Here is a 21,108-nt window from a genome sequence, read left to right on the forward strand (position 1 = left end):
CTCCCTAATCCAGTATCACGTCCGGCGCGCCCAGGTATTCGCGGTCTGGCGAGACGCCGAGGCCGATCCCGTCGGGCGGCGCGATCCGACCGCCCTTGCGGGCCGGGCCATCCGGCGCCAGCCGCGGCGCGACATAGCCCGACAGGTCGCACACGTTCATCAAGCGCGCGGGTTCGGTGGCCGCGCCCAGATGCAGCAGGGCGGCTGTGGTGATGTCAGACCCCCAGGTGTCTTCGACGCACATCTTCGCCCCCAGATGCAGGCACAGATCACGCGCGCGGCGCGCCGCCGACAGCCCGCCGAATTTCGACAGCTTCACCGCGACCGCATCCATGCAGCCCAGCGCATGCGCGGCCAGCAGGCTGGCGGTGTCGTGTGCGCATTCGTCCAGCTTCATCGGCAGACCGGTGGCGGCGCGCACGCGGGCGCAATCTTCAATCGTGGCACAGGGTTGTTCCAGCATCACATCCAGATCCGCAACCGCCCGCCCCACCCGGCTGGCATCCAGAGACGTGGCGCCGCAGTTCCAGTCGCCATAGACCAGCGGCCCGTCGCCCACCGCCTCGCGCACCAGACGCAGGCGTTCGACATCGGCCTGCCAATCGGCATCCGCGCCCAGCTTGACCTGGAACTGGGTGATGCCCTGCGCCTGCGCCTCGCGGGCGATGCGGGCCATCTCGGCCGGGGCGATACAGGTGATCGAGTGATAGAGCGGCATCGTCTGCGCCCGCCGACCGCCCAGCAGCGCGTGCAGCGGCAGCCCTGCCACCTGCCCCGTCAGATCCCACAGCGCGATGTCAATCGCCGATTTGGCATAGACATGCCCCGGCAGGTGCCGGTCCAGCCGCGCCATCAACGCCTCGGGTCCGATCGGGTCGGCGCCCAGCAGAACCGCGGCCATGTCCTGAACCGCCGGAGCCACGCCGCGCGCATAGGCGGGCAGGTAATGCGGAATCGGGCAGACCTCGCCCCAGCCGGTCAGATCGTCATCGGTGTCCAGTGCCAGAACCACCGTTTCAACCGTGTCGCAGGCCTTGCCGTCAGCCATGTAATAGGCCTGGTGGCTGGTCAGCGGCACATGCCAGAGCGAAATGCGGGTGATGCGAGTCATTGGTACACGGCCTTGGGATCGCCCAGTGCATCTTCATCCGGGGCCAGGCCAAGGCCGGGGGCCTCGGGCAGTTCCAGATGACCCTGACGGTTGCGTGGGCCGCGTCCGCCCGCAACGTCCAGCGTTAGCATGTCCTGACAGGCCCCGACGCCCAGACGGTTGTGGTCGGGGATGGTGGCGGCCAGATGCAGCGCCTCGGTGTCGGCCAGAACCGAGCCGCCGGTGGCCATTACATACATGTCGATGCCATGCGCCAGCGCGATGTCCCGCATCCGAGCAGCCTTGGTCAGGCCGCCGACACGGTTGAGCTTGATCCCGAAGACCTCGGCCAGCCCGTCGCGGGCAATGCGCGCGGCGTCCTGCAGGGTGACCAGGCTTTCATCCACGCTGACCGGCGCGGAATGCAGGGCCCGGATGGCGGCGATGTCGTCCAGCGTCTCGCCCGGTTGTTCGAACATCACGCCCAGATCCTCGGTGGCCTTCATCACCCGCAGCGCCTGCTGCCGCGTCCAGGCGCGGTTGACGTCATAGAGGATGCGCTCACCCGCCGGGCGATGCGCCTCGACATCGCGTATGCGTTCTATGTCGCGATCCACGTCGCCGCCCACTTTGACCGAATGTACCCAATAGCCGCGGTCACGATAGCGATCCATCACCGCGCGGGTTTCCTCGATGGTCTTGGCCCCGACCGATGAGGCGATCGGCGCGGGGCTGCGCGACCCGCCGCCCATCAGATCGGCAATCGGCAAACCGGCCACCTGTCCGGAAATGTCCCAGCAGGCCATGTCGATCGGCGACTTGGCATAAAGATGCCCGGGCAGCGCGTGGTCCATCGCCCGCTCGACCTCTAGAACCCGGCGGGGGTCCAGCCCGAGGACGAAGGGCGCCATGGTCTCGATCCCCGCCCGGATACCCGGCCCGTGCGCGGGCACATAGGTGTGGCCCCACGGCGTGCCCTCGCCCCAGCCGGTCAGGCCGGCGTCGGTTTCGATCTTGACGAAGGTGGCATCCAGCACCTCGAATTTCAGACGTCCGCCAGACAGCCAATAGGGATGCTCGAGCGGCAGATCGACGTGAAAGACCGAGATGCGAGAGATCTTCATGCGGCGTCCATCCTGGGCAGGTCGTTCAACCCCTCGCCCCGCCACAGTACGAAAGTGAGGATCGGCTGATCCCCTGTGGACATGGCGTGACTTTTCCAACTAGCGTGCAACCGCGTGCCCTCAGCGCCCACAAAGGCCCGACCCCCGTCAACCTTGAAGACCGCGCCGCCCGCCAGCGTCAGATAGAGCTCCTCGGCCTGGTGGCTGTGCCAGTCATAGTCCAACCCGGCGCCCCAATAGGCGACATAGCCTCGCAACTGGGTCGAATGGAAATGCCCGGTTGGCCCGAACAGTTCGAAATACCCGTACCGATTGCGGAAATCGGCACCGACCTCTGCCTCGGAATAGGTTCGTTTCCAATGGGCAAGATGCGCCGCCGACCGGATCGCCTGAACGAGCCCCGTGGTCCGGGGTGATCCGGGCTGATCCAGCGCCTGCACCAGCGGCGTGGCGGGGATCGCCCGCGGTTGCAAACCGGTTGCGGTCAGGTCGGTGGGCCAGTTGCCGAATGCGGACAGCGCCGGCAGTGTTTGATGCAGTTGCCGCGCGGCTTCGAGAACGTTTTCCAGAGTCATGGGATCACCACGATGTTGCCGGTATGATGCTTGTCGATGAAGGCCTGCTGGGCCTCTCGCAGCTCAGTCAACGGGTAAGTGGCGGCCAACGCTGGCTTGATTTGCCCATTTTCTATGTATTTCACGACATCAAAGAAGTTCTGCGGCGTGTTTACGGTCGACCCGGTGAAGGTCAGATCGCGCAGGTAGAAGGTGCGCAGGTCGAATTGCACGATCGGACCGGCAATCGCGCCCGAACAGGTATAGCGCCCGCCACGCTCCAGCACGTCGATCAGTTTGGGCCACATCTTTCCGCCCACGACGTCGGCGACGACGGTGATCCGTTCGCCTTTCAGCTCGGCCCGCAAGTTCCTGGGGCTGCGCGGCAGGATGCGATCCGGACCCAGTTTGGCGACCTCGGGGTGCTTGGCCGCGCTGGCCATGGCGATCACACGTGCACCGCGCAGCTTGGACAGCTGGATCAGCGCCCCGCCCACACCGCCCGAGGCACCGGGGATCAGAACCGTGTCGCCCTCGCCGACCTGCGCCCTGTCCAACATGCCTTCGGCCGTCACATATGAGCAACTGAAGGTCGCCAGTTCGGCATCACTCAGGCCGGAGTCGATCGCCGCCACGCCGCGGATGTCGGCCTTGGTGTATTCGGCAAAGCCGCCGTCACATTCCGAGCCGAAATAACCGGCCTTGTCGCGATTCATCGGCTCGGACCAGTCGCGCAGCCAGCCCGCCACGATCACCCGCCGGCCGATGATCGCAGGATCGGCCCCCTCGCCGACGGCCACGACCGTGCCGACCGCATCCGCGCCCTGGATGCGTGGGAAGGTCAGAGGTGCGCCGCCCCAGGTGCTGTCGTCGTCATCCACCTCGGAATAGGCGCCGCCGGTGGTCGGCTCGTCCACCGCCTTGGAATACCAGCCGGTGCGGGTGTTCACATCCGTGTTGTTCAGTCCACAAGCACCAACCTTGATCAGCACCTCCATCGGGCCGGGTGTGGGCGTAGGCCAGTCCTCATGCCATTCGTATTTGTCCAGATCGCCATGCCCGGTCAGGACCATGGCTTTCATGGTTTTCGGGATCATTCCGCAGCCTCCATCGCGGTGTCGGTGCGGGGCCGGAGGCTTTGCGGGTCATAGGCGGGTGCGCCCAGGATCCGCCCGCGACGCGGCACGCCCGCAATCACCACCTGCACTTCGGTTCCCGGCACATTGGCCTGCGGTTTGACATAGGCAAAGGCAAGGATCTTGCCGACCGTATGCCCGTAGGCCACCGAGGCGGTAGAGCCCACGACCTTGCCGTTCAGCAGGACCGCCTCGCCGCCATGCCCATCGTTCTGGCCATCCGGTTCGATCTCCAGATAGGCGCAGACCCAGCGCAGATCGGGGTTCAGAGTCCGGTCCTTGCCCAGGTATTCCTTGTCCGTGCGGGCAAAGCGCAGCACGTCGGCTTCGGCCAGGGTGACCTCGTTGGTCAACTCACCCGCGCCCTTGAAGGCCTTCTCCATCCGCAGCGCGTTCATCGCGAACGACCCGTAATCGGCGATGCCATGCGGCGCGCCCGCGGCCCAGAGCGCATCGTAGACGGCCAAGGCGCTGTCACGCGGCATGTGCAGTTCCCATCCCAATTCACCGGCATAGGACATGCGGAAAGCCCAGAGCCGGTGACCCGCCACGTCGATTTCCTGCGCGGTCAGCCATTTGAAACCGGTATTGCTCAGGTCGGCATCGGTGCAGGCGGCCAGAACCTCGCGCGCCCGGGGGCCATTGAGGCTGAGCGCGGCCCAGTCGTCGGATCGCAGGATGATATCGACGTTTTCTTCGTCGCGATGCTGGGTCAGGTGGTCCAGTAGGCGCTGCTCGAAGAAGGCAGCACAGACGAGGTAGTACCGGCCTTCGGCCAGTTTCACGACCGTGGTCTCCAGCTCGATCCGTCCACGGCGGTTCAGCATGTGGGTCAGCGCGATGCCGCCCACCTTTTGCGGCAGGCGGTTGGCAACCAACCGGTCCAGCAGGGCCCGGGCATCTGGGCCGCTGACCTCGACCTTGGTGAAGGCCGAGATATCCATAATGCCGACCGCCTCGCGCACGGCCCTGCATTCAACGGCGACCATGTCATGCACCACATTGCGGCGGAAAGAATAATGGTCGCGCTGTTCAACGCCATCCTTTGCGAACCAGCGGGGGCGCTCGTGGCCATAGACCTCTTCGAACACCGCCCCCTTGGTTTTCAGCCGGTCATACAGCGGGGATGGCTTGATCGGCCGCCCGGCAAGACGGTTGAAATGCGGAAACGGAATTTCGTGGCGCAGTTTGTAATCCTCATGCGCCTTGGTGACCTGCCAGTCTTTGGTGGCATAGGCCCCGAACCGGCGCGGATCATAGTCGCGCATCGAAATGTCGGCCGCGCCATGCACCATCCACCGCGCCAGTTCGCGCGTCAGGCCCGGGCCCCAGCCGATGCCGATCTGCGTGCCGCAGCAGCACCAATAGTTACGCACCCCCGGCGCCGGGCCGATCAGCGGATTGCCGTCGGGCGGGTGCGAGATCGCCCCGTGAACCTCGCGCTGGATGCCCAGATCGGCGAAAATCGGCATCCGGTTCAGGCTCTCTTCGAGCCACGGCATGACCCGGTCGTAATCGGCATCGAACAGCCAGTTTTCGTAGTCCCACGGGCAGTGGTCATGCCAGACCGAGTTCGAATTTTCCTTTTCGTAGATCCCGATCAGCCCGCGCTTCTGCTCCATGCGGATATAGCCCGAGACCTTGCGGTCATCGCGGATCACCGGCAACTCGTGATCGAGGTCCTGGAACTGTGGCACCGGTTCGGTCACGAAATAGTGGTGGGTCATCGAGGTCATCGGCAGTTGCAGGCCCGACCATTCGCCCATCTGCCGGGCATAAGTGCCACCCGCATTCACCACGTGTTCGCAGCGGATCGTGCCCCGTTCGGTCTCGACCACCCATTCGCCATTGGCCGCCTGGGTGATGTTGGTGGCCCGGCAGCGGCGGATGATCCGCGCGCCCAGCTGACGCGCCCCCGCCGCCATGGCCATGGTCACGTTCGTCGGGTCCACATGCCCGTCATCCGGCGTGTGCAGCGCGCCCAGAACCCCGTCGAGGTTGTAGAACGGGTGCAGTTCGGCCACGCGGTTGGGGCCCACCAGCTCGATGTTGAAGCCCAGTGACCGGCCCACCGACAGGGTGTGGCGCAGCCAGTCCATCTCGTCCTCGGTATAGGCCAGCCGGAACGAGCCGCAGCCATGCCATGTCACCGCCTGCCCGGTCTCGGCCTCAAGCGCTCCGGAATAAAGCCCGATGTTGTAGTCCACGCATTTGCCCAGACCAAAGGAACTGGTCGAGTGGGTGATCTGCCCTGCCGCATGCCAGGTGCTGCCGCTGGTCAGCTCGGCCTTTTCCAGCAGAACGACATCCGTCCAGCCCTCTTGCGCCAGGTGATAGGCCAGACCCACGCCCATGACACCTCCGCCCACGATCACCACGCGGGCCTGTGACGGCAGTTCCTTCCCGGACATGATTTTTCCTCTCACCGAGTCGCATTTCTTCTCGACAGGCTAAGGCCACATTTGTACCATCGTCAATCATGAATGACACAAATGTATCAAATGCCGTTCTTGACCGGCTGACCCGTGAATGGGACGCACTAACGCCCGAGGCGCAGAAAGCCGCCCGCTATGTGCTGGAAAATCCGGCGGATGTGGGCGTTTCGACCGTGCGCGAGATCGCCGAGGCCGCGAACGTGAAACCCAACACCTTCGTCCGCATGGCGCGGCAGGTGGGTTTTGAGGGGTACGAGGATTTCCGCGCGCCGTTCCGCGACGCCATCCGGCGTGGCACCGTGTCGTTCCCGGACCGCGCCCGCTGGCTGCAGGAGATCGGCAAATCCGGCGAACTGGGCGGGCTCTATGCCGACATGGTCGGAGCCGCGATCCGAAATATCGAGGAAACCTTCGCCGGGATCGACGCCACCCGGTTGCAGGCCGCGGCCGAGGCGATCTGGACATCGCGGCAGATTTTCACGCTGGGCGTCGGCGTCAACAACGCGAACGCGCGCAACTTTACCTATTTGGCCTCGACCGGGATGAAGCAGTTCCACGCCATTCCCCGGCCCGGCTCGACCCCGGTGGACGATCTGGCCTGGGCCGACGAACAGGACGTGCTGATCGCGATGACTTGCCACCCCTACCGGACCGAGGTGATCGAGGCGGTAAAGCTGGCCCGCGAACAGGGCATGACCGTGGTCGGCATTTCCGACAGCCCCGCCAGCCCGGTCATTCTGAACGCGCAACATGGGTTTGTCGTCGCCGCCGACACGCCCCAGTTCTTTCCATCATCTGTTTCGACCATCGCGTTGCTGGAGACGCTTCTGTCTTTCGTGGTCGCCCTGTCCAGCGATGAAATCGTCGAGCGTGTCGAGCGGTTTCACCGCCGCCGGCACCAACTTGGCCTATATGCGGAGGAGCCTGAATGACCGCACCGCTGACCCGCTCGCTGGAAGCCCGCTATTACACCGACCCGGCGATATTCGAGCAGGAGAAACAGGGCCTTCTGGCCCGCACCTGGCAATTTGCCGGCCATGTGGCTCAGGTGCGCGAACCGGGCGACTATTTCGCCTTTGAAATCGCAGGTCAGAACCTGTTCTGCATCCGCGGGCGCGATGGCGAAATCCGCACCTTCTACAACGTCTGCCAGCACCGCGCGCATGAAATGGTGACCGGGGCCGGCAACACCCGCGTCGTCGTCTGCCCCTATCACGCGTGGACCTATGAGCTCACCGGGCACCTGCGCGCCGGACCCAACATCAAGTCGGTTCCGGGCTTCGACCGCAGCGCGATCTGCTTGACCCCGGTGAGGACCGAGCTGTTAAACGGCTTCATCTTCGTCAACCTCGACGATGACGCCGCCCCGATGGACGATTGGTACCCCGGGGTGCGAGCGGAAATCCGTGCATTCGTTCCACACATTGACGATCTTGAGCCGCTGGAATGGGTCGAGATTCCCGAAAACTGCAACTGGAAGGTCAGTATCGAGAACTACTCGGAATGCTATCACTGCCCGACCAATCACCCGACCTTTGCCACCGGTGTGGTCAAACCCGAAACCTATGACATTCAACCCGATGCAGGCGGCGGATACGTTCTGCGCCATACGACCGAGTGTCAGAGCCTCGACAAGATGACCTATCCCATCGACCTTTCGGTGCCCCATGCGGGCGACTATCGGTCATGGTTTCTATGGCCGATGCTCTCGTTCCAGTGCTATCCTGGCAATGTCCTGAACACCTATCACTGGCGCGCGCATGATGCCGATCACTGTACCGTCTGGCGCGGATGGTACACCGAGGGCGGGTCCGAAAGCGCGGTGATCCGCCAACTGGCGGTGCAGGACCGGGAAACCACGGTCGAAGAAGACATCCGGCTGGTTGAAAGCGTGCATCGCGGCCTGAAATCGCGCGGCTATCGCCCCGGCCCGCTGGTGCTGGACCCGGCTTGCGGCGTATTGTCGGAACATTCGATCGCCCGCTTGCAGCAATGGATGCGCGAGGCGGTGGATACAGATGCAAGCGGAGTAGACGATGGCCGACATCTTTGACGAAGACCTGTTCCTGAAAGGACTGGCACAGCGCAAGGCGACGCTGGGCGACGAATACGTGGAGAAGAACTTGGCCTCGGCGGATGATTTCACCCGCCCGTTTCAGGAGGCCATGACAGCCTGGTGCTGGGGCTTTGGCTGGGGGGACGAGGTGATCGATCCCAAGACCCGTTCGATGATGAACCTGTCGATGATCGGCGCCCTGGGCAAGATGCACGAGTGGGAGATCCACTGTCGCGGAGCCCTGAACAACGGCGTCAGCAAGGAGGAAATCCGGGCGATCATCCACGTCGTCGGCATCTATTGTGGCGTCCCGCAGGCGCTGGAATGCTTTCGCGTGGCGCGCAAGGTTCTGACCGAGGCCGGTCAGCTTTAGCCACCCCCCACCGCCGCAGATCGAGATCACCCGCCCCGCGCGGGTTTCCTCGTTTCAGCACGAATATGTTACTGAATTTCGATTTGGTGCACAGTTGCGTTACATTTTCCTTGCTGCGAATCGCTTCCGGGCGTATTACCCGACCAAGCGGTCACCTAATGACCTGAGCTCAAGACACGAGGTTCTGACGCATGGACGCTTTCATCTGCGACGCACAGCGCACCCCGATCGGACGCTATGGCGGGGCCCTGTCCCAGGTTCGCACCGACGATCTGGCCGCGATCCCGTTGGCCGCGTTGAAAGAGCGGAACCCGCAGGTGGACTGGGCTAGCCTGGATGACGTGATCCTGGGCGATGCCAACCAGGCCGGCGAAAGCAACCGGAACGTGGCCCGCATGGCCGCCCTGCTGGCCGGTTTCCCGGTTCAGGTGCCCGGCACCACGATCAACCGCCTGTGCGCCAGCGGCATGGATGCGGTCGGCATGGCCGCGCGGGCCATCAAGGCGGGCGATTATGACATGGCGATTGCCGGTGGCGTCGAAAGCATGTCGCGCGCGCCATTCGTGATGCCCAAGGCCACCAGCGCCTTTTCCCGCGCCAATTCGGTCTATGACACCACCATCGGCTGGCGCTTCGTGAACCCGAAGATGGAAAAAATGTACGGCACCGACACGATGCCGCAGACGGCCGACAACGTGGCCGAGGAATACAACATCAGCCGCGCTGATCAGGACGCATTCGCGGCACGCAGCCAGGCCCGCTGGGCCGCGGCGCACCAGGCCGGGGTGTTTGCGGAGGAGATCACCCCGGTCACCATCCCGCAGCGCAAGGGCGACGCCATCGTCGTCGATACGGACGAACACCCACGCCCCGGCACGACCGTCGAGAAGCTGGCCAGCCTGCACGGCGTCAACGGCCCGCACAAGACCGTGACCGCGGGCAATGCCTCGGGCGTCAATGACGGCGCCGCGGCCATTCTGCTGGCCAACGAGGCCGCCGCGCAGAAGAACGGCCTGACCCCGATGGCGCGTGTCGTGGGCATGGCGGTCGCGGGGGTCGAGCCTCGGGTCATGGGAATCGGTCCGGTCCCGGCCACCCGCAAAGTGCTGGCCCGCACAGGGCTCAGCATCGAACAGATGGATGTGATAGAATTGAACGAGGCCTTCGCAGCTCAGGGTCTGGCCACCCTGCGTGAACTTGGCGTGGCCGATGACGCACCCCATGTGAATCCCAATGGCGGCGCCATCGCCATCGGCCATCCGCTGGGCATGTCCGGCGCTCGGCTGGTCATGACGGCGGCCTTTCAACTGCGCCGCACCGGCGGACGCTATGCCTTGTGCACCATGTGCGTGGGCGTAGGCCAGGGCGCCGCGCTAATTCTCGAACGCGTGTAAGGGAGGAGACCCGACATGTATGCTCAGATGATCAAGACGGCAGGAACAGGCGTCAAATCCCGCGAGGAAATGACCGAGCAGGAACGCGCCTTTCAGGACAAGATCGACGCCGACATCAAGATCGAGCCCAAGGACTGGATGCCCGACGACTATCGCGCGACGCTGATCCGCCAGATCGGGCAACACGCCCATTCCGAGATCGTCGGCCAGCTGCCCGAAGGCAACTGGATCACCCGCGCGCCCACGCTGGAACGCAAGGCGATCCTGCTGGCCAAGGTGCAGGACGAGGCCGGGCACGGCCTGTACCTGTACTGCGCCGCCGAAACTCTGGGCGTCAGCCGCGATGAACTGACCGAAATGCTGCTGGACGGGCGGATGAAATACAGCTCGATCTTCAACTATCCCACGCTGAACTGGGCCGATATCGGCGCGGTGGGCTGGCTGGTCGACGGGGCGGCTATCATGAACCAGGTGCCGCTGCAGCGCACCTCGTACGGGCCTTATTCGCGCGCGATGATCCGCATCTGCAAGGAAGAAAGCTTTCACCAGCGCCAGGGCTATGACGCGATCCGCAAGATGGCCGAGGGCACGCCCGAACAGCGCAAGATGGCGCAGGACGCGCTGAACCGGTTCTGGTACCCGTCGCTGATGATGTTCGGCCCGTCCGACAAGGACTCGGTGCATTCGGCCCAGTCGATGGCGTGGAAGATCAAGATCAACACCAATGACGAACTGCGCCAGAAATTCGTGGATCAAACCGTGCCGCAGGCCGAGTATCTGGGCCTGACCATCCCCGACCCGGACCTGAAATGGAACGAAGAGCGCGGGCATTACGATTTTACTCAGCCCGACTGGTCGGAATTCTTCGACGTGATCAAGGGCAACGGCCCCTGCAACACCGACCGCCTGGCCGCCCGCAACAAGGCCTGGGACGACGGCAAATGGGTGCGTGACGGTCTGCTGGAACATTCCCGCAAGAAACGCGCCCGCAAGGTCGCAGCCGAATAACCCACCCGATAGGAGGACACCTGATGAAAAACGAATGGCCCCTGTGGGAAATCTTCATCCGCGGCCAGCACGGCATGAGCCACCGCCATGTCGGCTCGCTCCACGCGCCCGACGCCGAAATGGCGATCAAGAACGCCCGCGACGTCTATACCCGCCGCAACGAGGGCGTCTCGATCTGGGTGGTCGAGGCAAACAACATCACCGCCAGTTCGCCCAGCGACAAGGGTCCGCTGTACGAGCCCAGCGAAAGCAAGGTCTATCGTCACCCGACCTTTTTCGACATCCCCGAAGAAGTGGGGGCGATGTGATGGCACGCGACGAGGCATTCCTGCAATTCCTGCTGCGGATGGGCGACAACACGCTGATCCTGGGCCATCGCGTCAGCGAATGGTGCGGCCACGCGCCGGTGCTGGAGGAAGACATCGCGCTGGCCAACACCGCGCTGGACCTGATCGGCCAGACGCAGATGTGGCTGGGCCTGGCCGGAGAGGTTCAGGGCGAAGGCAAGTCTGCCGACGATCTGGCCTTTCTGCGCGACGCCTGGGATTTCCGCAACGTGCTGCTGGTCGAGGTGCCCAACGGCGATTTCGGCCGCACCCTGATGCGCCAGTTCCTGTTTGATGCGTGGCACTCGATCATGCTGGGTCGGCTGATGAAATCGTCTGACGACCGGGTCGCGGCGATTGCCGAGAAGGCCAGCAAAGAGGTCGCCTATCACCTGGAAAGGTCCAGCGACACGGTGGTCGGACTGGGCGACGGGACCGAGGAAAGCCACAGGCGCATGCAAGAGGCGCTGGATTACCTCTGGCCCTATGTCGGCGAGATGTTCGCCAGCGACGAGGTTGATGCCGAGATGGCCGCCGCGGGTATCGCACCCGACCCGGCCGGCCTACGCGAGGAATACGACGCGCTGGTTCAGCGCGTACTGACCGAAGCCACCCTGACCATTCCCGACAGCCGCTTTTCCCACAAGGGCGGCCGCGACGGGCGCATGCATACCGAACATCTGGGCCACCTGTTGACCCAGATGCAATGGCTGCAGCGGGCCTATCCGGGCGCAACCTGGTAAAGGCCGATGGATCGCGCCACCGTAGAGCAGGTCTGGGAATGGCTCGACGCCGTGCCCGACCCCGAGATCCCCGTGATCTCGGTCGTCGATCTGGGCATCGTGCGCGATGTGACATGGGAGGGCGACACGCTGAAGGTTGCCGTGACGCCCACCTATTCCGGCTGCCCGGCGACCTCGGTCATTGCTATGGACATCGAAACCGCCCTGCGCGACCACGGCATCGACAAGATCAAGCTGGAGACTCGAATCTCTCCGGCCTGGACGACCGATTGGCTCAGCGACAAGGGCCGCGCGAAGCTCGAAGAATACGGCATCGCACCGCCCCAGCCCGCAGGCGGACCCGACCGCTGCCCGCATTGCGGCAGCACGGCAGTGGAAAAGGTCAGCCAGTTCGGCTCGACCCCGTGCAAGGCGCACTGGCGCTGCACCGAATGCCTGGAACCTTTCGACTATTTCAAGTGCATCTGAGGAGGACCGGATGGCACGTTTTCACGATCTGGAAGTCACCGACATCCACAAGACCATCCGCGACGCGGTCGTGGTCACTCTGAAGCCGGTGAACGGCGCGGCCGAGGCGTTCGACTTTGTCCAGGGCCAGTACCTGACCTTCCGCCGCGAATTTGACGGGGAAGAGCTGCGCCGATCCTACTCGATCTGCGCCGGCAAGGATGACGGGGTGTTGCAGGTGGGCATCAAACGGGTCGAGGGCGGCGCTTTTTCGACCTGGGCCAACACCGAGCTGAAAGTGGGCGACAGGTTGCAGGCGATGCCGCCGATGGGGGCCTTCCACACGCCGCTGGACCCGTCCGCGCACCGGCAGTACCTGGGCTTTGCCGGCGGGTCGGGCATCACGCCGGTTCTGTCGATCCTAAAGACCACGCTGGCACGCGAACCGCATTCGCGCTTCACGCTGGTCTATGCCAACAAGGGCGTGAACACGATCATGTTCCGCGAAGAGCTAGAAGACCTGAAGAACCAGTACATGGGCCGCCTGAACGTGATCCATATCCTGGAAACCGACGCGCAGGAGATCGACCTGTTCACCGGGCTGGTAACCAAAGAGAAATGCGCCGAACTGTTCCAGCATTGGATCGACGTCGAAAACACCGACACCGCCTTCATCTGCGGCCCCGAGCCGATGATGCTGGGCATTGCCGAGGCGTTGCGCGAACACGGGCTGAATGACAGCCAGATCAAGTTCGAGCTGTTTGCCAGCGCCCAACCGGGCCGCGCCAAACGCAAGCAGGGCGATGCCGCCAGCGCCGCGCAGGCCAACCAGACCCAGGCGCGGGTCACGCTGGACGGCGCCACCCAGACCATCACCATGCCCAAGGACCAGACCATTCTGGATGCGGCGCTGGAAAACGCAATGGACGCCCCCTATGCCTGCAAGGCCGGGGTCTGCTCGACCTGCCGCTGCAAGGTGATCGAAGGCGAGGTCGAGATGGTCGCCAACCACGCGCTCGAGGATTACGAGGTCGAGAAAGGCTATGTGCTCAGCTGCCAGGCCTACCCGCTGACCGACAATGTCGTCGTCGATTACGACCAGTAAAGGGAGAGGGACCATGGCCGAAGACATGAGCATCGAAAGCTACCTGGCCGCAGGCGGCGTTCTGACCAACCCGACCAACGTGCCGCCCCGATACCGGGCGGAGCTGATGAAGCTGATGGCGACCTTCGTCGACAGCGAACTGGCCGGTGCGGCTGGGTTTGCCGACATCATCAACCAGGGACCGGGCATCAAGGAATGCATCGCGGCGGCGAAGATCGTTCTGGAAAAAACCGACAATGCCGACCGCGTCCTGAAGATCATGGGCGAGTTCGGCGCGGATACCGACCGATATGCCACGCATCACCCGTGGACCGCACGGCTGGACCGTTCCGCCGATATCGGGGCCACGCGCAGCGAACATGACATGCGCCTTGCGGTCTTCAACTATCCGATCGAAGGCTGGACCGATGCGGTGGTGATGAACCTGCTGATGAGCCGCGCCGTGGGCGTGCAACTGGCCGAGTTCGCGCTGGTGTCCTATCAGCCGCTGGCCGAGGCGTTCCGCGCCATCGCCCCGATCGAGGCGCATCACGGTGAATTGGCCCTGGAAGGCGCGGTCAAGCTGTTGGAACAGGGCGCGGCGCCGGCCATGCAGGACTCGGTCGATTACTGGTGGCCCCGCGTGGCCGAAAGTTTTGGCGCGGGCGACCCCGAGCAGATGGAAAAGCTGCGCCAGATGGGCCTGCGCCGCGCCTCGGGGGTCGAACTGAAAAACCGCTGGCTGGCCGAGGCCGCCGAGGTCGTAACGCGGCTTGGCTTGCGCACCCCGTGATCACCGCCCGCTGGGGCGGCTGATCAGGCCGTATTTAAGGGCAAGCGATCGCAGGCCGCGACGCCGTGGCCGAGCCACCTTGCCCGTGCCCGCGTCAACCGCACCGGCCTTGCGGTTGAACTCATAGACGTCGATGATGCGCTCGGCGCAGCCGCAGGCCTCGCCCATCCCGACCTTGGCGAAATAGAATTCGTCGAACCGTTCGGGTTTTTGCATGGCGCCCTCCGACCGCAAGTAGACGCCGGTTTGGCTCAAAAGCCAAATCACAATGCCGGCAGGGCCGGTGCTACAGCGCCTTGACGCCCGACAGGGTCAGGTTGCTGACCAGCGCGGCATAGTCCCGGCGCGCCTGTGCATCGGCACCGGAATTCCACATGTAGTACCAGTTCAGCATGCCGAAGACCGACATCGTGGCCGAGCGCAGCTTGGACCTGTTGCCGCGAAACACGTCAGGAGCGACTTCGGCAATGATGGAACTGAGGAAATTCACCATGTCGCGCTGATACCCGCGCAGCAGGCGCTGCTGCTCCTCGGGCAGGGCCGACATGCCGCTGGTCTGAACCCGGTGTTCGTCATCCACGCCCTGATAAGCCAACAGGATTTCAGCCACCACGCGGTGCAGCTTGTCGGGCGGGCTGAGGCCTTCAATCTCGAGCCCGCAGATCAGGTCGCGCAATTCCCGCAGATAGGTCTCGAGAATGTCGAACAGGATCGCGTCCTTGCTGTCATAATAGTGATAGATGTTGGCCTTCGAGATCCCGCATTCGCGCGCAAGCTGGGTCATCGAGGCGCGGTCGAAGCCTTCGCGGGCAAAGACCCGCGCCGCCGATTTAAGGATCTGCGCGCGTTTCTGGTCGTGATCTTTTGCAATCGTACGGGCCAAACCTCACTCCTTGTCTCGGTTGTCGACGACGCGCTTGGCCTTGCCCTGGCTGCGCTCGACATCGCCGGGGTCCCCTACAACGATCTCGGTAGAAACGCCAACGATGTCCTTGATCCGCTTGGTCAGCATGCGGGCGGCGGCGGTCTTGCTGAGTTCATCGGCCGCGTCGGGCATCGCCTCGACATAGACGCGCATCGCGTCCATGCGGCCGGATTTGTACAGCTCGATCTGGTAATGCGCGGCAATGCCGCCGGTGGCCATGACCTGTTCCTCGATCTGGCTGGGGAAGACGTTGACCCCGCGCAGGATGATCATGTCGTCGCTGCGGCCGGTGATCTTCTCCATCCGTCGCATCGAGCGCGCGGTGCCCGGCAGCAACCGCGTCAGGTCGCGGGTGCGGTAGCGGATCATCGGCAGGCCTTCTTTGGTCAGCGTGGTAAAGACCAGCTCACCCATTTCGCCGTCGGGCAGAACCTCGCCGGTCTGAGGGTCGATGATCTCGGGATAGAAATGATCCTCCCAGATGACCGGGCCGTCCTTGGTTTCCACGCATTCGTTGGCGACGCCCGGCCCCATGATCTCGGACAGGCCGTAAATGTCGACGGCATGCATGTCAAAGGCCTGCTCGACCTCTCTCCGCATCGCGTCGGTCCAGGGTTCAGCCCCGAACACGCCCACCGACAGCGAGCTTTCGCGCGGGTCCATCCCGACCTTGTGATACTGCTCGAGGATGTTGAGCATGTAGGACGGCGTGACCATGATGCCGTCGGGTTTGAAATCGGTGATCAGGGCTACCTGTTTCTCGGTCTGACCGCCGGACATGGGAACGACCGTAGCGCCCAGTCGCTCGATTCCGTAATGCGCGCCCAGACCGCCAGTAAACAGGCCGTAGCCGTAGGCGTTGTGTATCATGTCGCCCTTGCGCAGACCGCTGGCGCGTAGGCTGCGGGCCACCAGATCCGCCCAGTTGTCGATGTCGTTCTTTGTATAGCCCACCACGGTCGGCTTGCCCGTGGTGCCGGACGACGCATGCAGGCGGATGATCTTTTCGCGCGGCACGGCAAACAGGCCGAACGGATAGTGGTCGCGCAGGTCATTCTTGTAGGTGAAGGGGAACTTGGCCAGATCGTCCAAGGTTTTCAGATCGTCGGGATGCACCCCTGCCTCGTCGAACCGCTGTTTGTACATCGGCACATTGTCATAGGCATGACGCAGCGACCATTTCAGGCGGTCCAGCTGCAAGCTGCGGATTTCATCGATCGACGCGATCTCGATCGGGTCAAGATCCGCTTTGTTCGGGGTCAGATCCTTCATGATGTCCTCCTCACCTCAAGATTCTGGAAACAGGGTCCCTTTGATCGCCCGGGAAAAGCCCCGGAACTCGGCGATCTTGTGGCCATCCTGGTTGGTCACTGTCACGTCATAGATGCCGCTGCGGCCGGTCAGGCTCTGCTCGGTCGCGCGGGCGGTCAGACGGTCGCCCAGCCGGCCCGGCGCGACATAGCTGATCACGTTGTGCTGTGCCACGGTCGACTGGTTGCGGCTGTTGCAGGCAAAGGCAAAGGCGCTGTCGGCCAGCATGAAGGTCACGCCGCCATGGCAGATTCCGTGCCCGTTGCAATGGTGCTGCTGCACGGTCAGCGCCAGCGTCGCGGTGCCCTCGTCGACCTCGACCAGTTCCATCCCCGCCCATTTCGAGGCATGGTCCTGCGCCCACATCGCGGCGGCGGCTTTTTCGGCGCGTTCTTTCGGTGTCATGCTCATTTGCCCCGAAACTCCGGGCTGCGCTTTTCCAGAAAGGCCGCGACGCCTTCGGCATAGTCGGCGGATTCACCGCAGGTCTTCATGGCGTCGGCCTCGATCTCAAGATGATCGGTCAGGCTGTTGGTCGCGGCGGCCTGGATGGTCTGCTTGGTCAGGCCCAGGCCCAGCGTCGGACCGTTCGACAGGCGTTCGGCCAGCGCGCGCGCCTCGCTCATCAGATCGGCATCAGGCAGGGCTTTCCAGATCAGGCCCCAGTCCTCGGCCGTTTTCGCCGCCAAAGGCTCGCCGGTCAGAGCCAGCCCCTTGGCACGCGCCTCGCCCAGCAGATGCGGCAGGTGCCAACTGCCTCCGGTATCGGGGATCAGCCCGACCTTGGCGAAGGATTGGATGAATTTCGCGGACTCGGCGGCCAGCACGATATCGCAGGCCAGCGCAAGATTGGCGCCCGCGCCCGCGGCCACGCCATTGACCGCGCAGATCACCGGAAAGTTCAGCGACCGGATCAACCGCACCAGCGGCGCATAGAAAGTGCGAACCGTGTGGCCCAGATCCGGCGGACCGTCCATTTTCGACGGGTCGCGATCGGCCAGATCCTGCCCGGCGCAGAACCCACGCCCGGCCCCGGTCAGCAGGATCGCCCGCGCGCCCTCATCGCGCGCGCTTTCGATGGCGCGGCGCAGGGCATGATGCATTTCTTCGGTGAAACTGTTCAGGCGATCAGGGCGGTTGAGAGTGATTTCCACATAATTTCCATGCCACTGCGCAAGAATCGTATCGCTCATGGGCCGCTCGCTTTGCATTCGTTTCGATATTCTTCTTGCATTAACCGAACGGTTGGTCAATAAATTTCTCCGACGAAGTGCCGAATCCGGCTTTCGGCCGGTTGATGGTTACAAAAGTGACCATTAACGCATTAATGACTCATGTTTTGGAGGAGGAAACCAGTCATGAAACTCAACGGGATCAAAACGCTGTTGGCGACTGCTGCCCTGGCAGTATCGGGCAGCGTGGCATTTGCAGCGGACTACACCCTGACGATTTCCAGCTGGGCGCCGCCCACCCACGGAATCAACGCCAAGATGTGGCCCAAATTCGTCGAGATGGTTGAAGAGGCCACCGACGGCAAGGTGACCGCCGAGCTGAAGCTGGGCATCGCCCCGCCCCCGGCCCAGATGGACCTGATCATGGATGGTGCGGCGGATGCGTCGATCATCTTCCACGGTTATCAGCCGGGCCGTTTCGTGACGACCAAGCTGATCGAACTGCCGGGTTATGAGGGTTCGGCCGAGGCCGCCTCGGTCGCGTACTGGCGGGCCTATGACAAGTATCTGAAGGCGGCCGACGAACATCGCGGCGTCAAGGTCATCGCACTGCACACCCACGGCCCGGCCCAGCTGCACACCAGCAGCCCGGTGACCTCGATGGACCAGATTTCGGGCCTCAAGGTTCGTATCCCCGGTGGTGTCGGTGGCGACGTAGGCACCGCACTGGGTGCGACCGGCATCCAGGTTCCGGCCCCCAAAGTCTATGAAACGCTGGCCTCAAAGGCCGCCGATGGCGTGGTCATGCCGTTCGAATCGCGCAAGGGCTTCAAGCTGACCGAGGTTGCCCCGAACGTCTATGAAATGCCGGGCGGCCTGTATCGCGGGTCGTTTGCCTTTATCATGAACGAAGACACGTTTGCCGACCTGCCGGAAGACATCCAGCAAGCACTGGAGGAAAACGTGTTCGGCGAGCCGCTGAGCCGCGAAATCGGCAAGATCTGGGACGAGATCGACGCCATCGGCCGGGATGAGACCCAAGCCACCGAAGGCAACGCCATCCAAGAGGCCAGCGCCGAGGACATGGAAAAGTTCGCGACGATCGCCGAGGGCGTCCGCGCCAAGGTCATTGCCGAGGTCAACGAAGCCGGCGTCGATGCGCAAGCCGCCTATGACATGATCAAGTCAGAAATGTCCTCGAACTGATCTTTGATGCGGGGCGGCACTGGCCGCCCCCATCCAGCCCCTTCCGGAGCCACCCGATGACCCCTCTCATCCAGCTTGTACGGCGCGCCAGCGTCCTGCCGGTGATTGTCGCCTGCACGGCCCTGTTCATCCTGATGGTGATGACCTTCTGCGACGTGATCTTGCGGTCGGTCTTCAACGCGCCGATCGAGGCCGCCACCGAACTGACGCGCATCCTGATGGCGATTCTGGTGTTCTCGGTGCTGCCCATCATCTCGGTCACCAACGGGCATATCGCCGTGGACCTGACCGACGGTATCTTCCACCGCCTGCGGCTCAGCCGCCTTCGCGACGCGGTGATCTATATTCTCAGCGGCGTCATGCTGTACTGGCCGGTCCAGCGCGTCTGGGTCCTGGCCGAGCGCGCCCGCGATTACGGCGATGTTACCGAATATCTCAGCATCCCGACCTACCTCGTTGGCTGGTTCATCACTGCATCGGTGGCGATCACCGCCGTGGTGATGATCATCACCGGCCTGCTGCACCTTTTCGCACCCAAAACCCTGACGGAAACCTCCCAATGACCGCTGCACTGATTGGATTTGCCCTTGTCCTGATCCTGGTGCTAATGCGCCTGCCCATTGTCTTTGCCATGGGGCTGGTCGGTACGCTGGGCTTCGCCTATGAACGCGGCGGCTCGATCTTTGACGAGCGCGGGCTGAAGGCCGCGATGTCGATGGTTGGCCGCCAGATCACCGATACCGCGCAGGATTACGGCCTGTCAGTCGTACCGCTGTTCATCCTGATGGGCCTGTTCGTCAACAAGGGCGGCATGGCGCGCGAACTTTATGCGGTTTCCAACGCTTTTCTGGGCCACATGCGCGGCGGTATCGCCATGGCGACCGTGGCGGCCTGCGGCGGGTTCTCGGCGATCTGCGGATCGTCGCTGGCCACCGCTGCGACCATGTCCAAAGTCGCCATGCCGCAGATGCGCCGTTACGGTTATTCCGACGAGCTCTCGACCGCCTCGATCGCAGCCGGCGGAACGCTGGGCATCCTGATCCCGCCCTCGGTCATCCTGGTCATCTATGGGCTGCTGACCGAAACCTCGATCGGCAAGCTGTTCATGGCCGGCATCATTCCCGGCGCACTGGGCATCCTGTTCTATCTGTTCGCCGTGCGCTGGACCGTCTGGCGCAACCCGGAGGCCGGCCCGGCCGGTGCACGCGCCAGCTGGGGCGAGCGCATCAGCGCGCTGGGGTCCGTCTGGGCGGTGCTTCTGCTGTTCTTCTTGGTGATCGGCGGGCTGTATGGCGTGTTCGATTTCGAACCGCTGAACCTGACCTTTTCGCCGACCGAGGCCGCTGGCATGGGCGCCGCCGGCGCCTTTCTGATCGCGCTGTTCCGCGGTGGGCTGACCGTGGGATCGACCTTTGAGGTGCTGAAGGAAACCTGCTTTACCGCAGCCGCGCTGTTCGCGGTGCTGATCGGTGCGCAGATCTTTTCGAACTTCATCAACCTGGCCGGTCTGCCCGAGGCGCTGATCGCCATGGTCACCGCTTATGACGTGGCGCCGTTCGTGGTGATCCTCATGATCCTCGGCATCTACATCATCCTGGGCTGCGTATTCGAATCCCTGTCGATGCTGCTGCTGACGGTTCCGATCTTTTTCCCGCTGGTGACCTCGCTGGGCTATGACCCGATCTGGTTCGGCATCGTCGTGGTGGTGGTAACCGAGATTTCGCTGATCACCCCGCCGGTGGGCCTGAACGTGTTCATCCTGAAAGGCGTGGTGGGGGATGTCTCGACCGGCACGATCTTTCGCGGCGTGACCCCGTTCTGGGTGGCCGACATCTTCCGCCTGGCGCTGATCGTTCTGGTTCCGATCGTGGTTCTGTACCTGCCGCAACAGATGGGCGCGCTGGGTCACTGAGCACATTTCGCCGCGCAAA

Annotated in this window: 23 protein-coding genes; 13 read left to right on the forward strand and 10 right to left on the reverse strand. The window is 63.6% G+C overall.

Annotated features, from left to right (window positions below):
- Positions 1–4: 4 nt before the first annotated feature.
- Genes AC2FM3_RS03245 through AC2FM3_RS03265 form a run of 5 tightly spaced genes read right to left on the reverse strand, consistent with a single transcriptional unit; the run spans position 5 to position 6,315 of the window.
- Entirely contained in the window at positions 5–1,111 is a 1,107-nt protein-coding gene (locus AC2FM3_RS03245; protein WP_496679015.1) for a mandelate racemase/muconate lactonizing enzyme family protein, read from the reverse strand.
- Positions 1,108–2,214 (reverse strand): mandelate racemase/muconate lactonizing enzyme family protein, encoded by a 1,107-nt coding sequence (locus AC2FM3_RS03250; RefSeq protein ID WP_496679017.1) that lies wholly within the window; start codon positions 2,212–2,214, stop codon positions 1,108–1,110. Before AC2FM3_RS03250 ends, AC2FM3_RS03245 begins: the two co-directional genes overlap by 4 nt.
- A complete protein-coding gene (locus AC2FM3_RS03255; RefSeq protein WP_496679018.1) occupies positions 2,211–2,789 on the reverse strand; it encodes a dimethylsulfonioproprionate lyase family protein in 579 nt (192 codons plus the stop codon). Before AC2FM3_RS03255 ends, AC2FM3_RS03250 begins: the two co-directional genes overlap by 4 nt.
- On the reverse strand, positions 2,786–3,865 hold the full coding sequence (locus AC2FM3_RS03260; RefSeq protein WP_496679019.1) for an alcohol dehydrogenase family protein: 1,080 nt from the start codon (positions 3,863–3,865) through the stop codon (positions 2,786–2,788). The genes AC2FM3_RS03255 and AC2FM3_RS03260 overlap by 4 nt, the downstream gene beginning before the upstream one ends.
- Positions 3,862–6,315 carry an FAD-dependent oxidoreductase gene (locus tag AC2FM3_RS03265; RefSeq protein ID WP_496679021.1) on the reverse strand — a complete coding sequence of 818 codons (2,454 nt, stop codon included), beginning with the start codon at positions 6,313–6,315 and terminating at the stop codon, positions 3,862–3,864. Before AC2FM3_RS03265 ends, AC2FM3_RS03260 begins: the two co-directional genes overlap by 4 nt.
- A 68-nt stretch (positions 6,316–6,383) precedes the next feature.
- Here AC2FM3_RS03265 and AC2FM3_RS03270 point away from each other — a divergent pair, with 68 nt between their 5' ends.
- The 10 genes from AC2FM3_RS03270 to AC2FM3_RS03315 all read left to right on the forward strand — a co-directional run bounded on the left by AC2FM3_RS03270 (position 6,384) and on the right by AC2FM3_RS03315 (position 14,563).
- Positions 6,384–7,271, forward strand: a complete 888-nt coding sequence (locus AC2FM3_RS03270) for a MurR/RpiR family transcriptional regulator (RefSeq protein WP_496679023.1) — start codon at positions 6,384–6,386, stop codon at positions 7,269–7,271.
- Positions 7,268–8,392, forward strand: a complete 1,125-nt coding sequence (locus AC2FM3_RS03275) for an aromatic ring-hydroxylating oxygenase subunit alpha (RefSeq protein ID WP_496679025.1) — start codon at positions 7,268–7,270, stop codon at positions 8,390–8,392. The genes AC2FM3_RS03270 and AC2FM3_RS03275 overlap by 4 nt, the downstream gene beginning before the upstream one ends.
- Positions 8,376–8,768 (forward strand): carboxymuconolactone decarboxylase family protein, encoded by a 393-nt coding sequence (locus AC2FM3_RS03280; RefSeq protein ID WP_496679026.1) that lies wholly within the window; start codon positions 8,376–8,378, stop codon positions 8,766–8,768. The genes AC2FM3_RS03275 and AC2FM3_RS03280 overlap by 17 nt, the downstream gene beginning before the upstream one ends.
- Before the next feature lie 191 nt (positions 8,769–8,959).
- Positions 8,960–10,162 carry a 3-oxoadipyl-CoA thiolase gene (gene pcaF / locus AC2FM3_RS03285; RefSeq protein WP_496679027.1) on the forward strand — a complete coding sequence of 401 codons (1,203 nt, stop codon included), beginning with the start codon at positions 8,960–8,962 and terminating at the stop codon, positions 10,160–10,162.
- Positions 10,163–10,177: 15 nt separating this feature from the next.
- A complete protein-coding gene (paaA, locus tag AC2FM3_RS03290) occupies positions 10,178–11,170 on the forward strand; it encodes a 1,2-phenylacetyl-CoA epoxidase subunit PaaA (protein ID WP_496679029.1) in 993 nt (330 codons plus the stop codon).
- Positions 11,171–11,193: 23 nt separating this feature from the next.
- Entirely contained in the window at positions 11,194–11,478 is a 285-nt protein-coding gene (paaB, locus tag AC2FM3_RS03295; RefSeq protein ID WP_005978248.1) for a 1,2-phenylacetyl-CoA epoxidase subunit PaaB, read from the forward strand.
- Positions 11,478–12,239, forward strand: coding sequence for a 1,2-phenylacetyl-CoA epoxidase subunit PaaC (gene paaC, locus AC2FM3_RS03300; RefSeq protein WP_496679030.1), 762 nt, complete (start codon positions 11,478–11,480; stop codon positions 12,237–12,239). Before paaB ends, paaC begins: the two co-directional genes overlap by 1 nt.
- A 6-nt stretch (positions 12,240–12,245) precedes the next feature.
- Positions 12,246–12,707 carry a 1,2-phenylacetyl-CoA epoxidase subunit PaaD gene (gene paaD / locus AC2FM3_RS03305; RefSeq protein ID WP_496679032.1) on the forward strand — a complete coding sequence of 154 codons (462 nt, stop codon included), beginning with the start codon at positions 12,246–12,248 and terminating at the stop codon, positions 12,705–12,707.
- 10 nt (positions 12,708–12,717) lie between these two features.
- A complete protein-coding gene (locus tag AC2FM3_RS03310) occupies positions 12,718–13,791 on the forward strand; it encodes a 2Fe-2S iron-sulfur cluster-binding protein (protein WP_496679033.1) in 1,074 nt (357 codons plus the stop codon).
- A gap of 13 nt (positions 13,792–13,804) precedes the next feature.
- The gene (locus AC2FM3_RS03315) at positions 13,805–14,563 is read left to right on the forward strand and encodes a Phenylacetic acid catabolic protein (protein ID WP_496679034.1); all 759 of its coding nucleotides are present in this window, start codon (positions 13,805–13,807) and stop codon (positions 14,561–14,563) included.
- Here AC2FM3_RS03315 and AC2FM3_RS03320 read toward each other — a convergent pair whose 3' ends face one another.
- The 5 genes from AC2FM3_RS03320 to paaG form a co-directional block, all read right to left on the reverse strand.
- Positions 14,564–14,779: a hypothetical protein gene (locus AC2FM3_RS03320; protein WP_496679035.1), complete on the reverse strand. Its 216-nt coding sequence runs from the start codon at positions 14,777–14,779 to the stop codon at positions 14,564–14,566. It lies immediately after the preceding gene.
- Positions 14,780–14,849: 70 nt separating this feature from the next.
- Entirely contained in the window at positions 14,850–15,446 is a 597-nt protein-coding gene (locus AC2FM3_RS03325) for a TetR/AcrR family transcriptional regulator (protein WP_496679037.1), read from the reverse strand.
- A 3-nt stretch (positions 15,447–15,449) separates the two neighbouring features.
- A complete protein-coding gene (gene paaK / locus AC2FM3_RS03330) occupies positions 15,450–16,760 on the reverse strand; it encodes a phenylacetate--CoA ligase PaaK (protein ID WP_496679039.1) in 1,311 nt (436 codons plus the stop codon).
- Between the two features lie 15 nt (positions 16,761–16,775).
- Positions 16,776–17,204: a hydroxyphenylacetyl-CoA thioesterase PaaI gene (gene paaI, locus AC2FM3_RS03335; RefSeq protein ID WP_496679040.1), complete on the reverse strand. Its 429-nt coding sequence runs from the start codon at positions 17,202–17,204 to the stop codon at positions 16,776–16,778.
- Positions 17,205–17,206: 2 nt separating this feature from the next.
- Entirely contained in the window at positions 17,207–17,992 is a 786-nt protein-coding gene (gene paaG / locus AC2FM3_RS03340; protein WP_496679042.1) for a 2-(1,2-epoxy-1,2-dihydrophenyl)acetyl-CoA isomerase PaaG, read from the reverse strand.
- Between the two features lie 165 nt (positions 17,993–18,157).
- Here paaG and AC2FM3_RS03345 point away from each other — a divergent pair, with 165 nt between their 5' ends.
- The 3 genes from AC2FM3_RS03345 to AC2FM3_RS03355 are packed head-to-tail and all read left to right on the forward strand — an operon-like array spanning position 18,158 to position 21,089.
- The gene (locus AC2FM3_RS03345) at positions 18,158–19,177 is read left to right on the forward strand and encodes a TRAP transporter substrate-binding protein (RefSeq protein ID WP_496679043.1); all 1,020 of its coding nucleotides are present in this window, start codon (positions 18,158–18,160) and stop codon (positions 19,175–19,177) included.
- Positions 19,178–19,233: 56 nt separating this feature from the next.
- Complete coding sequence (locus AC2FM3_RS03350; protein WP_170434228.1) at positions 19,234–19,740, forward strand: TRAP transporter small permease; 507 nt, start codon at positions 19,234–19,236, stop codon at positions 19,738–19,740.
- Entirely contained in the window at positions 19,737–21,089 is a 1,353-nt protein-coding gene (locus AC2FM3_RS03355; RefSeq protein WP_496679045.1) for a TRAP transporter large permease, read from the forward strand. The genes AC2FM3_RS03350 and AC2FM3_RS03355 overlap by 4 nt, the downstream gene beginning before the upstream one ends.
- Positions 21,090–21,108: the final 19 nt, after the last annotated feature.

This window comes from Ruegeria sp. BHSB172 (assembly GCF_059613165.1).